The 11,111-nt window shown below is 56.3% G+C and carries 16 protein-coding genes; 4 read left to right on the forward strand and 12 right to left on the reverse strand.

Going from position 1 to position 11,111, the window contains the following annotated elements; all coding sequences use genetic code 11:
• On the reverse strand, window positions 1-606 hold a 606-nt coding region (locus PGX04_RS05890; protein ID WP_465263795.1), incomplete at its 3' end, for a DUF7995 family protein.
• A 297-nt stretch (window positions 607-903) separates the two neighbouring features.
• Here PGX04_RS05890 and PGX04_RS05895 point away from each other — a divergent pair.
• Complete coding sequence (locus tag PGX04_RS05895) at window positions 904-1,464, forward strand: TATA-box-binding protein (protein WP_273737652.1); 561 nt, start codon at window positions 904-906, stop codon at window positions 1,462-1,464.
• Window positions 1,465-1,882: 418 nt separating this feature from the next.
• On the opposite strand, the gene PGX04_RS05900 is transcribed toward PGX04_RS05895, so the two are convergent.
• The 11 genes from PGX04_RS05900 to PGX04_RS05945 all read right to left on the reverse strand — a co-directional run bounded on the left by PGX04_RS05900 (window position 1,883) and on the right by PGX04_RS05945 (window position 6,849).
• On the reverse strand, window positions 1,883-2,110 hold the full coding sequence (locus PGX04_RS05900) for a HalOD1 output domain-containing protein (RefSeq protein ID WP_273737653.1): 228 nt from the start codon (window positions 2,108-2,110) through the stop codon (window positions 1,883-1,885).
• Window positions 2,111-2,125: 15 nt separating this feature from the next.
• Window positions 2,126-2,290, reverse strand: a complete 165-nt coding sequence (locus PGX04_RS34445; protein ID WP_425498433.1) for a DUF7563 family protein — start codon at window positions 2,288-2,290, stop codon at window positions 2,126-2,128.
• 2 nt (window positions 2,291-2,292) lie between these two features.
• Window positions 2,293-2,469, reverse strand: a complete 177-nt coding sequence (locus PGX04_RS05905; protein WP_273737654.1) for a hypothetical protein — start codon at window positions 2,467-2,469, stop codon at window positions 2,293-2,295.
• Entirely contained in the window at window positions 2,466-2,789 is a 324-nt protein-coding gene (locus PGX04_RS05910; RefSeq protein WP_273737655.1) for a DUF8118 domain-containing protein, read from the reverse strand. The genes PGX04_RS05905 and PGX04_RS05910 overlap by 4 nt, the downstream gene beginning before the upstream one ends.
• Window positions 2,790-2,896: 107 nt before the next feature.
• A complete protein-coding gene (locus PGX04_RS05915) occupies window positions 2,897-3,241 on the reverse strand; it encodes a hypothetical protein (RefSeq protein WP_273737656.1) in 345 nt (114 codons plus the stop codon).
• Window positions 3,241-3,705: a hypothetical protein gene (locus tag PGX04_RS05920; protein ID WP_273737657.1), complete on the reverse strand. Its 465-nt coding sequence runs from the start codon at window positions 3,703-3,705 to the stop codon at window positions 3,241-3,243. The genes PGX04_RS05915 and PGX04_RS05920 overlap by 1 nt, the downstream gene beginning before the upstream one ends.
• Window positions 3,705-4,340, reverse strand: a complete 636-nt coding sequence (locus PGX04_RS05925) for a hypothetical protein (protein WP_273737658.1) — start codon at window positions 4,338-4,340, stop codon at window positions 3,705-3,707. Before PGX04_RS05925 ends, PGX04_RS05920 begins: the two co-directional genes overlap by 1 nt.
• Window positions 4,341-4,468: 128 nt before the next feature.
• The gene (locus tag PGX04_RS05930) at window positions 4,469-4,801 is read right to left on the reverse strand and encodes an SWIM zinc finger family protein (protein WP_273737659.1); all 333 of its coding nucleotides are present in this window, start codon (window positions 4,799-4,801) and stop codon (window positions 4,469-4,471) included.
• 538 nt (window positions 4,802-5,339) lie between these two features.
• Window positions 5,340-6,218, reverse strand: a complete 879-nt coding sequence (locus PGX04_RS05935) for a DUF6884 domain-containing protein (RefSeq protein WP_273737660.1) — start codon at window positions 6,216-6,218, stop codon at window positions 5,340-5,342.
• 5 nt (window positions 6,219-6,223) lie between these two features.
• Window positions 6,224-6,364 carry a DUF8012 family protein gene (locus tag PGX04_RS05940; RefSeq protein ID WP_273737661.1) on the reverse strand — a complete coding sequence of 47 codons (141 nt, stop codon included), beginning with the start codon at window positions 6,362-6,364 and terminating at the stop codon, window positions 6,224-6,226.
• A gap of 74 nt (window positions 6,365-6,438) precedes the next feature.
• Window positions 6,439-6,849, reverse strand: coding sequence for a hypothetical protein (locus tag PGX04_RS05945; protein WP_273737662.1), 411 nt, complete (start codon window positions 6,847-6,849; stop codon window positions 6,439-6,441).
• A gap of 608 nt (window positions 6,850-7,457) precedes the next feature.
• On the opposite strand from PGX04_RS05945, the gene PGX04_RS05950 reads away from it, so the two are divergent.
• The 3 genes from PGX04_RS05950 to PGX04_RS05960 all read left to right on the forward strand — a co-directional run bounded on the left by PGX04_RS05950 (window position 7,458) and on the right by PGX04_RS05960 (window position 10,806).
• Window positions 7,458-8,480, forward strand: a complete 1,023-nt coding sequence (locus PGX04_RS05950) for a DUF8098 family protein (RefSeq protein WP_273737663.1) — start codon at window positions 7,458-7,460, stop codon at window positions 8,478-8,480.
• Complete coding sequence (locus PGX04_RS05955; RefSeq protein WP_273737664.1) at window positions 8,477-9,154, forward strand: DUF8169 family protein; 678 nt, start codon at window positions 8,477-8,479, stop codon at window positions 9,152-9,154. Before PGX04_RS05950 ends, PGX04_RS05955 begins: the two co-directional genes overlap by 4 nt.
• A 641-nt stretch (window positions 9,155-9,795) precedes the next feature.
• Window positions 9,796-10,806, forward strand: coding sequence for an IS110 family RNA-guided transposase (locus tag PGX04_RS05960; RefSeq protein ID WP_273737665.1), 1,011 nt, complete (start codon window positions 9,796-9,798; stop codon window positions 10,804-10,806).
• The last annotated feature ends 305 nt before the right edge of the window (window positions 10,807-11,111 follow it).

Consider the following 11,111-nt stretch of genomic DNA (forward strand, 5'->3'; position numbering starts at 1 on the left):
GTTGTCGGTGCTGTCGTCAGCAGCGATGGTGTAGTCGTGGCCGGCGTTCTGGCGGATGATATCGAGCTGGCGCTGTCCTTCAGTCGTCTCGACGGCGGCGGCACCAGGCAACTGGCCCCACTCGCGAGTGAAGCGCGTGACGAGCTCGCCCTCGAGGTCAGCGATCACTTCGCACTCGTCGATACCGTCGATAGAGGTGGTGAAGGGATTACCAGTCAGTCCTTTGAAGACGGCTTTGGCTTTACTAATGGCGGTGTGCTCGGTTTTCGCGTCGACGAGGATGTGAATCAGTCCAGTGAGCTCGCGCTCGGTGTCAGGCTCGACCGCCAGATCTCCGTAATCGAGGCTGTTCGTGAGACAGAAGTCGCACTTTGTTCGATTGTGAGCGATCTCTGTGCCACACTCACAGCGATTCTCAGCGGTGAAGTCGTCCTCATAGGACGCTGGTTCAGGAGCGTCTGGATACGCTATGTGATCGTTTTCGAGCGAGTCGTCGACGCGTTCGTAGCTACCGTCGTCGACGGCTCTCGAGTCGGTCGCATCGGTGGCAATACTTCCTTCGTCTTCGGGAGCGAACTCCCAGCGGTCGTCATCGTCGTAGTTCATGGTGTTGTGTAACTCCTCGGTGTGTCGTCATTCTCTGCTCTTATCCTTGCCCTCGTTAATCTCCGGGTAGTGGAGTGAAAGTGAAACGAGGTCTTATCAACAGATCAAAAGAGTTGTCTCTACGTGTACCTGTCCTGGGCGAATACTCCCTTTGCAAATTGAGCCAGGTTTCGTGTTGTATTTGCACTCTCACGTAACGGGTTGGAGCTTCAGTTCGGAGCACCTCAAGAAGACGCCGTGTTACGTACAGCAGCAACGTCGAACATTATAACACTCGCATACGCTTACTACTGATAGATGACAAGGCCGCAGGACTCCATTAGAATCGAAAACGTGGTCGCATCATCCAGTATTGGACAGGAACTGGATCTCAAGAGTGTCGCAATGGACCTTGAGGGAGCTGACTATGATCCTGAACAATTCCCCGGCCTCATCTATCGCAGTCCAGATTTCAGATCCACCGCTCTCATTTTTCGTTCCGGAAAAATCGTCTGCACTGGCGCAAAAAGCCTCGAGAATGTCCATGAGAGTATGGAGATAGTCTTCGACACATTTCGAGATCTCAAAATTGAGGTCCCAGAGGGCCCGGAAGTTATCGTTCAGAATATCGTCAGTAGTGCTGACCTCGGCCGCAATCTCAATCTGAACGCGATTGCGATCGGTTTCGGACTCGAGGACATTGAGTACGAACCTGAGCAGTTCCCAGGACTAGTGTATCGCCTCGACGAGCCTGATGTTGTTGCCCTGCTCTTTGGCTCCGGAAAACTGGTCGTCACCGGTGGAAAAGACACTGACGATGCTGAACAGGCTCTTGGTGTCATTACTGAGCGTCTTGAGGACCTGGGTCTGCTCGAGTAGTGTCCGGCCTCTACTATTACTACATTCCCGATGTCGTTGCAGATACTCTCGGTATTGAGAACGTTACATCTGGAGACTTACGTATCAATAGGAATGAAATCAGTACCACCGCAGTCGGGGCACGAACCCCAACGGGGCACGAACCCCAATGTAGTGGATTGGGGTTAGCATCGTTCATCGCTTGCAGAACGAACCCACATCCCTGGCATTCACTAAATATAGTCACGTGAAAACGGCTACGGAATCCATTTCCTTTCCTATTCCACCCCAGTAATTTGGTACCAGAGCAAACGCAACATTCGCATCTCTACGAAACAGTTGTTTCAGGGAAATTCATCTGAAAAGGTGAAATATCAACAGAATGACTAAGGCAGAGTATACAGTTCGCACGACTCGCTGCTGATCGAGTGATCGTGTCTCAGGTCGTGCGAACGAGCAGCATCCTCTCGGTGAGTTTGACGTCATACTCACCGACTGAGAACGCGACCGACACCGATTCGCCGGTTGTGACGAGTCGATCGAGCGCCTCGGAGTCGATGGTGTCGGACAGGACTATCCCGTGGGTTGGTCCCAGCTCGGTTGACGGCAGTTTTCGAGCCTCGCGATCGCTTCGATAATTGCGGTGCTTGGGGGCGTTTCCGACCACTCGTATTCAAGTTGCCTAGTTTCCATGATTCACCTCTACCGTTAGTCCCGCCCCTGCTCCATGATATCGCTCGCGCTGGGATCGGCAGTTCGGACAGGCGTGGAGCGTTCCGGTGTTGTCCGAAAATACCCGCTTGTACTGTTCTGTGACGTGACTGCCACAGTTCGAACACTCTGGCATCGTTAGGCCTCCACGGCCGTCTGCTCGTACACGGCGATTGTCGTCTCGAGTTCGGCGATTGCATCTGCGAGAGTCAACGGCTCGACCAGGTGCTCTTCGAGTGTTTGTAGATCGGCCGGCACTGCTTCGAGTTCGGCCTGCACTCGTTCGTCAGACCAGTTGTCGGTGGACTCGTTCATCGCGACTCACGCTCCGGGCAGCTGGGCGCATGGGACAGTTTATCCTGTCCACCGAGTTCGACCAGCAGCTCGCGTTTGCAGTGCGTACACCGGACGTACGCCTTCCCGCCCTGTTCCGGCGGTTCAACATGCCGCGTGTACGTCGGTTTCTCGGACTCGCTCTGAGTGGCCTCGGCGGCTACAGTCCCGCCGTCGGAGACCAACCGCTCCGTACGAGCAACAACGGTGGCTTCCGCACGCAGGCGCAGTTTTCGGCCCGTGTCGGTTTCGTAGTATTCGGCTCGCTGTACCACTTGATCAATGGTTCTGAACTGGTTCATCGGTTCAAACCCTCCATCCCTCTCGAGGGTGGAACAACACCACGTGCTGTCACGGTCGAAGCGGTCGCTGTGGAGCCTGCGATGGAGAGAGTTCAAGGGGCCGAATCTCACATCTCGTCTTCGCCCGGATCCACACGTCTGATTTGGCCGACCTGTCCGTGAGCGCCAGCCAGTACCAGCGAAACGTGCTCGAGCATCGAGATGTCGGTCACAATCGTGTTTCCATCCTTCTGGAGGACGACGACGCCGCTGTCGTGGAGCCAGACAGAAATGCCGATGCCCCAGTGATGCCATCGACCTGATGAGAGTGCTCTCGATGGGAGTGAGAGACTCTCGTCACCACGGTCGATCGCCGCTTGAACGCCCTGGCGAAGCGCCCACACTTGCGATTCGGTGAGCGTGTCCTCGGGTGCGTCAGTTCTGTCGACGTACGTCAGCAGATCGGCCATCATCAGACCTCACCTCCGATGATCCGGTCGACCTCAGCCAATTCGCGCGCTTCAGCAGCCTCGTCCTGATATCCGATGTCGGTAGCATAGCGCTCGAGGACGGCTACCGCTCCTTCGTCATCCTTGGCTGCTCGTTCGAACAGCTCTTCAAGGACAGTGACGACCACACGATCGGCGACCTGACGGCCAGCATCGGCTGCCTCGCTCTCGATGCGGCCAAGCCGCGACTCAGGATACGCGTAGGTTTTCGAGGGCCTGGACTTCAGGCTCGAACAGTAGACGACATCGAACACGCGATCGTCGTTGGTTGTATCGAATCGTGAGTTTCCGTAATTATCGAGCAGATTGTAGTTGTTTGCCTCGGACCACTCAGCGACGGTCTGGCCAGTATCGGTGACCACGTGCACTGGTCGCCCCTGTGCGAGGTCCAAACAGACGTCACCAAGTTTGATCGACTGCTTGCTCATCACGCCTCACCCCTGTCGTCACTAAGCGTGCGAGCAAGCGTTACGGCTTGCTGTTCAATCGGCTCATGGTGAGCGTGTCTGGCGTTCAGAAGAGTAAGGTGCGCTCCAAGCCCCCACAGCTCTGCTCGGTGAAGTTCGTCAGCGAACTCCGTGAGAACGTCGTCAGTCGTTTGGCGACCATCGGTGAGACCGTTAATCCGAGCTGCAATCCGATGAGGGATGGCGTCTCGGCAAGAAGGATCTCGTCCATCGTAGTCGGCCATCGTCTTGACGAGTCCTGTGAACGCTTCGACACGTCCGTCGACCGTTACCTCCCACGCTTCGAGGTCGTCCTCGTCGACGGCGTACGTCACAGCGTCGGGTTCCTGTCGCTCGAGGAGAGCCGCTCGCTTCCAGCTGCGGTAATCGCGGAAGCTCCAGAACGTGGCGAACTCCTCGAGCGTCTTGATCGAGTACTCGATGGAGATGTCGGCGCGAACACGCTCGGTCGTCTCGTCACCGTAGTCAGTGATCCGGTCGACCGGCCCGCTAGCAGTTGCAAGGAACCGTCGTGGAAGTGGCGTTGTCTCACCGAGAGACTGCGCTTCATCGGGTGTCTCCGCTGGCTGTGCTGTCGTCTCGTCTGCTCGTGACATCTCTGAAACCCTCCACCCCTCTCGAGGGTGGAACAACACCACGTGCGGCGCGGTGCGTTCGTGCAGACGCTGATCGGTCTGACAGAGTTACCCCACTCTTTCGTACTTTGTTCCACTCGTGGGGTAACTCACGGCGCCGGCGGATTCGCTGCGGTCTGCAGTTCGCGAATCCGCTGTGCGTTGCGTGCAGCCTCGAGAACGGACGTTCGAATCGCGACTGCAACCCGATGTTTGCACGCGCCCTGGTGGTGTTCGTCTGCTGGACACCGACAGCTGTGCGGCAAGCCGTTCTCGATCGTGACCAGGTACTCGTGGTCTTCGGGGTTCGCGTGGCTGGCGTTGCGAACGAGGACGCCCTGTGCGACAAGTTCGAACTCGAAGGCTTCGTACTGGGCGCGTTGGAGCGTCCGTTGGGTCGGTTCAAGTCGCTCGATCGGATGTGCTGATGGTGATGTAGACATAGGTCGGGTGCGATTGGGTGTTGACTGGTGGTCGTCTCGAGTCACGCACGCTCGCAGTCGGAGCAGATCAGTTGAACGCCAAGATCACAGGCAGTTTCACAGCTCTGCGTCGGAACAAGCCCAAACTTCCCACAATAGTCACAGCTCGTGTTAGTGTGCTCAGGGGCGTCGAATACGCCGAAGCGGGACTGCTCGACGGCAGAATCGGGTTCGGTAGTGAATTCAACGATGAGTGGTTTCGTGATCCGGCTGGCAGTTTGCATCGTCTTTGATCCCTCTACCCTTCTCAGGGGGACGAACAACGCCACCGGCTGTCCAGCGTGAGCGGCACGCAACGGGGAAAGCCCGGCAGCGCAACGAGCGAACGGAGTGAGCGCAGTGAGCAGTCCGGAACCTGGAGGTGGGTGGGAGGCAGCGGGTGGGCTGAAAACGACGCACCACAGAAGCGCCCCTCAGTCACCTCACGTACATCCTCACAATTCTTTGGACAGCCTCGTCCCCACCTTGTCCGTTGTTCCTACCTGTTGGGTCACCACTGTCACACCGACCCCTTCTCAACCTCGTCGGCCATCCACCCCATTTGATTCCCGTTTCCTCCCTGCGCCTCGGGCACTTCTTGGAATAGAAACGAGATCTCAAGATCGGCTGGGCCACGAAGCCGATCGAACACACCCTGCTCCTCGAGCGGGTTACGATAGTTCCTTCCGAGGAGGACCTCGAGCGAAACATCTCGTGGATCGATCCCACCCGCGGCTGCTCGAAGCCAACGGGTCAGCCCTTCGTAGACGCTGAATGCCCACTGGTCGAGGAACGTGTTGACGTCCTCCCCGTTCGGAAGCCGTTCACTCGAGTGGACCGGAATCCCTTCGAGGTCCTCCGGCGTTCGCTCATAGTACGCGATCTCCTCGTCAAATCGAAGAAGTGCATGCTGAGCCGAGATGATCCGCCGATCGTCGCCGATCGTCAGGCCGTACTCGCGTTTGCACGACCAGTACGCGCCCCGGTAGAGGCCCGCTGCTGGAACTGGGTCATCGACCTCGTACTTCGAGCCCGAGCAACCAACTGCAACGAGCGTCAGCGGCTCGCGGTCCCGGTACTCCTCGATTGCGTCCCGGACAGTGTAGCAGTAGCCCATGCCCCAGCCGACGCCACCAACATCAGCACGGCCTCGATCGAGGTTCTCGACCGCTCGTTTCACGTCGACAAGGTCCTCACAGTCAGATACGAGCCGAGCCGGCATGCAGTCGGGGACCTGAACGTCCGCGAGGAGATCCATGAGAAGGCGGTACAGCGGTCGGTCCTCGGCAGTGACGACAGTCGCATCGCGAACACCGTGGACCCAGTGGCTCGACACTGCGAGGTCGCCACCAGGGAGCTCGTGCTCTCGAGGGCGTGGGACGTGAGAGCTGTCGTTCACGCGAATCAAACCTCCACTTCATCAAGCAGCTCGATTGCTTCGTTGACCTTCTCTCGATCGTCGTCGCTCAGCTGATCCTGATCAATGCTTCTGAGGTTGCTCCACGCGTCCCACAGCAGGTATCCGGGGATGTGTTCTTCGTCCATCTGTTTTTCCCTCCACCCCTCTCAGAGGGGCAAACAACGCCACCGAGCCGTGCGCTCTTCGCGAGGCTTTCGACTCAGACGATCGGCTTCGGTCCCCGCGACGAGAAGGCGACCTCGCCGTTCTCTCGCTCGTCTTCCGTCAACAGATCGTATTGCTCCTCGAGATCACTACAGACGGTTTCTGTGACCTCGAGTGCTTCCTCGAGCGTGGAGACTTCGGCTTCGATCGATCCCCAGTCCGGATTTGCATTGGGGTACACAGCCACCTGATACGTGCCGGTGAAGCGATCGTGCCAGCTTGCCGATGGTTGGTACGATGTCGTGGGTGCGACCGTCACCTCCATCGGCGTCGAAAACGCCAGCTCCCCTGCTTCGTCTGCGAGCAAGCGAACCAACGAGAGCACACACTGCCGCCGGCCCAGTGCCCACGATCGGACGCTGCCTTGTTTGCAGTCCCACGTATCAAACCGTGCGTCAATACTCACCGACGTCTCGAGTGCCTGTGTGGTCGCCGGTCGGCTGACCGATTCATGTATCGACATCTTTTTCGAAACCCTCTACCCCTCTCCGGGGTCGAACAACGCCACAATTGCGTCGAACGAAGCAATCACTCGATCGGTCTCCTCTCTGCGTTCTCTACTGCTGTGGGTGCGGTCCGGCTAGTGGTGCTTCAACCGTCGGTTGATGGGTCCAGCAGTCCATAAGCTGGGAAGAATCATTATCTGATAGAAACAGCCTGCTGACTATAGAGAATGAGTGCAGCACGACGACTTTGTTTGTTTCACACCAAAACCGGTGAACCATACGCTCACTTCACGTGCTTATTGAGCGGCGAGTATTCTATCAGTCACGAGTAGGGTTCGTGGAAGCGTGCTGAATAGGGCGCGAATCGATTACCGACGAAGATCGTGATTGGGGCTGCTCAAATCGGTAGAGACGGAAGATGCTCGTCGAACTTCACTTTCAGTCCGAGGCCACCATCTTTGACTATCCCTGTTGAATACGATACTAGGAACAGCACTCACCAGCAGGTATCGAACTGCCGAAGCAGTATCACAAAACCTATCCGCACCATAGCGGGAATATCCTAATCATGACTCCTCCCACACCCGGCGCGAACAACCCATATAGTGAGGAGGAACCCTATGCAGACGCGCTTCTACGTGGTATTGAGCTTGCAGTAGAGGACGTGTTCGACGATCCTGGTCGAAACATCACGCGAACGGAGCAAGAGAAGCTGTGCTACTTCGCGATTAGGGAGTTTGACCTCCCTGTTACCTATAGTTGGTACCTTGCTGGCGCCTACACGAAGGTTGCCGGCGAGCCTGACAACGCCCCAGGCCGGATGACCACCAACACGGCTGGGATTCGACGCGATCACGGGGAAAGCGAGGAAGTGCAACAGTATCGGGACTACTTCGCGTCCGAGGTTTTCTTCAACGATTACGACCTACGGGAAGTTTGGTATACCGGGAAATTCGACTTCCTTCGCGACTTCTATCAGGAATGCGCTTCCGACGAGTACATCGACCTGTATCTCACGTCGACGGACATCCGAAAGCACCTCGAAACCTTGGATGAGACGATTGAGCAGGAAACAACGAATCATTCGCTGGCGGATTTCGGCGGAGGCTCGCAGGGAGGACTGCTGTCTGGATCGGACGAACGAGAGTTCCGATTGCTCATTTCTGACCTCCATCTCGAGCTTGCGGAAATCGGCGAGCTGTCCGAGATTGTGGACTTAGTCACTCGAGGAACGGATGTGATTGAGCAGGTGTTTGCGCAACTCACGACCCTCGAGTCAATATCGAGCGAGCAAGAAAGCGTGTTACAGGATCTCGCGCCGTACTTCTATTACGATGTCTGGCGATACCCGGCGCTGTACATTTCCACGCAAACCGCAGAGGGCCCGAACCGTCACCACTTGGTCGAAGAGCATGCAGACCGGTTTACGAGCTTCCACGAAGACCTACTGTCTCAACGAAATCGGATGAGTGAGCGATGTGCTGATGCGGATCTATTTCCGCGAGCTGGCCATCACTCGCAGCGAGTTGACGAGGAGCAGATGGTGCATCTGCACGAGATGGCAAGAGAGGTTCTGGAGGGGACTGAATGAGCGAAGCCTCCCAACTCAACTTGGATACATCGGTGATGGTTAATTACGTATATACTCACCTTCCGGGGGATTTTGAGGAGGATCGAGGCTGTCAACGACTCATCGATGATGAGTCGTTCTATACGGTGATTGGCGGGAAGGCCAACGGCGAGTTCGATGCGCTCTGTGAACGCCGGTACAGCCTCTACGATGACGTGATTGCCTACCTTCGCGATACTGACAACGAGATTTTCGACTACGAGCCGCGTGACCGGGATATCCACGTCAGTCCGAACGACCGGAGTCATTTCCGGGACGATATCCAGATGAGCTGGTATGATATGGATAAGCGAGAGCAGTTGTCGACACTACGTCGCTGTCTTCAGGATATAGAACTGTATCAGGTGCAGCTTCCGGAAGAATTGATTGACCGACGTTTCACACAGCAGAGCAACGATCAGTTGTTACGTCGGTTCAGGCGGGATCTCGATATCGGCCATGATTGCGAGATTCTCGTCGATGCTGTCGAGATCTCTCGCCAGCATTCGATCTCGACACTCGTTGCTGTGGATTCGCATCTTACCAACAGAGAGCACATCGATGTTGTGCATGAAATCATCGAGGATGTACTCGGTGTCTCGAGGTTACTACGGATTTCGGAACCTGAGGGTGTTAGCGCTGCTACCAGCGATTGAGTTTCTGTAGACGGTGCAAGGCAACGAAATCCTAATGGGTTATCCAGTGAGATCCGCTTGAATAGAACGCAATCACGGTACTGAACTCATACTCTATATTCAGCAGCGGCTTTTGGCATACTTCAGATAGATCGATAGCTGCTTCGGTAACTGCTTGACCTGTACTGACCGATCACTCCCTTCCGCAGATCGTCCTCGGTCCGTGCGACATTCGCGCTGTGTATCTTGCACGCAGTATGAGAACTAGTTGATCTCGGACATCTGAGAGCGAGACAACGAATTTATCGATCTACAGTTGACACAACAATAGACGGATCTATGATGCTCTTCGAGCCGTGTCAGCGGTGGCGCGCGATGAATGCGCGCAGAACGCGCGAGGGACGACCAAGGAGGCGCACGCGAGTGCGCCCCGCAGGGAGGAGGCTGACTTGGTGAGGAATCCTGCTAACTCCCTAGAGCGTGATGTACGACAGGGAGTGAAGAGGTCGATCCTCCCCCACGTCAAAAACGTGTGAGGCTGAGTGACCCACCATGCGAAGGAATCAAGACTGGAATCGCACGCCGGCTGCCAATGTGGCAGCCGGCTGCATAGCCCGTATAGATGGATTTCCGCATCACGCATGCTCACTCCAGAGGTAACCATGCCAGTACTCGGAATAGATCTGCACAAACGCGAATCGCAAGTTGCAGTCCTGCCAGACGAATCGACCGACGAAGAGCCACTCGAAGAGGTTCGCGTTCGCAACGCGAACCTCGACGAGATCGCTACTCGGTACGAAGGAAGCCAAGCTGTGCTGGAAGCAACCAGCAACTATTATGCGATCTACGACAGACTCAGTGACTATCTCGAGGTCACTGTCGCGAATCCGCTCGAGTTATCGTGGATTGCTGAGTCAAGTCGTAAAACCGACGAAATCGATGCAGCAAAACTCGCAGAGCTCCTACGCGCAGATATGGTGCCTGAGAGTTACGTCCCACCAGAAGAGATCCGCTCGCTCCGCGCGCTGACGCGCGGACGCGAGCATTTGGTGGATGAACGCACCAAGTGGAAAAACGAGGTGCATGCATTGCTCGATCAGCACGGCGTTGAGGCGCCTCAAGAGCTGTTCCACAAAAGCGGGCGTGAGTTCCTGGCAGAACTCACGCTCGCGGATCCGGGCGACATCCTGTTAGAAACGTACCTCGAGACAGTTGACGAACTTACTGAGAAGATCGATTCGTTGGGCGAAGAGATCGAAGCCAGAGCAGCAGAGATCCCTGAAGTTCAACGGTTGAAAACGATCCCTGGCGTGGGATCGTTGACAGCGCTGCAGATCTACGCAGAGATCGGTGAGATAGAACGCTTCGACCGGTCACCCGAGTTGGTGAGCTACGCTGGATTAGATCCATCAGTCCGCGAGTCGGCTGACTCGCGGACGGAAGGGTCAATCAGCAAGCAGGGCAACAAGTACCTGCGGACGGCTGTCGTCCAAGGAGCGTGGCGAGCTGTCCATAATGGCCAGGATCCATACTTGGGTAAGTTCTACCACCGGCTGCGCGAGCAGAAGAACAAGCCGGAGAAAGTTGCTCGGGTTGCAGCAGGACGTAAGCTGCTGGTATCTATCTTTCACATGCTAACCAGAGAAGAGGAATATAACCCACCAACAGGATAATACCGAAACACTGACCGGAAAACTGCGGGCCTTGCCGGCCCGCAGTGGGCCAGCTGCCCTCCACGAGTGACTACGCTACTCACTCGTCGACCGCACCGCACCGCATCAAGAAGGGACCGCTCGCGGGCTGTTTCCCTCCGAGAAAGTCTCAGACCCTTCCAAACGAGGAAATCTGAGGTCGTGGATAGAGATAGGCAAAAAAGCCATTACTCTCCACGTTGTTCGTTCACATAGCAGGATTCCTCATAGATGGGGAGGACGTGAGCGAAGCGAGCGTGTGGTCGTACACACAAAAAAGGGGGGGA

The organism is Natrinema soli (assembly GCF_028618695.1).

Coding starts and splice junctions, on each gene's coding strand:
- PGX04_RS05895 (WP_273737652.1), top strand. CDS start 904: ATGACAAGGCCGCAGGACTCCATTAGAATCGAAAACGTGGTCGCATCA.
- PGX04_RS34445 (WP_425498433.1), bottom strand. CDS start 2,290: ATGCCAGAGTGTTCGAACTGTGGCAGTCACGTCACAGAACAGTACAAG.
- PGX04_RS05905 (WP_273737654.1), bottom strand. CDS start 2,469: ATGAACGAGTCCACCGACAACTGGTCTGACGAACGAGTGCAGGCCGAA.
- PGX04_RS05910 (WP_273737655.1), bottom strand. CDS start 2,789: ATGAACCAGTTCAGAACCATTGATCAAGTGGTACAGCGAGCCGAATAC.
- PGX04_RS05915 (WP_273737656.1), bottom strand. CDS start 3,241: ATGATGGCCGATCTGCTGACGTACGTCGACAGAACTGACGCACCCGAG.
- PGX04_RS05920 (WP_273737657.1), bottom strand. CDS start 3,705: ATGAGCAAGCAGTCGATCAAACTTGGTGACGTCTGTTTGGACCTCGCA.
- PGX04_RS05925 (WP_273737658.1), bottom strand. CDS start 4,340: ATGTCACGAGCAGACGAGACGACAGCACAGCCAGCGGAGACACCCGAT.
- PGX04_RS05930 (WP_273737659.1), bottom strand. CDS start 4,801: ATGTCTACATCACCATCAGCACATCCGATCGAGCGACTTGAACCGACC.
- PGX04_RS05940 (WP_273737661.1), bottom strand. CDS start 6,364: ATGGACGAAGAACACATCCCCGGATACCTGCTGTGGGACGCGTGGAGC.
- PGX04_RS05950 (WP_273737663.1), top strand. CDS start 7,458: ATGACTCCTCCCACACCCGGCGCGAACAACCCATATAGTGAGGAGGAA.
- PGX04_RS05955 (WP_273737664.1), top strand. CDS start 8,477: ATGAGCGAAGCCTCCCAACTCAACTTGGATACATCGGTGATGGTTAAT.
- PGX04_RS05960 (WP_273737665.1), top strand. CDS start 9,796: ATGCCAGTACTCGGAATAGATCTGCACAAACGCGAATCGCAAGTTGCA.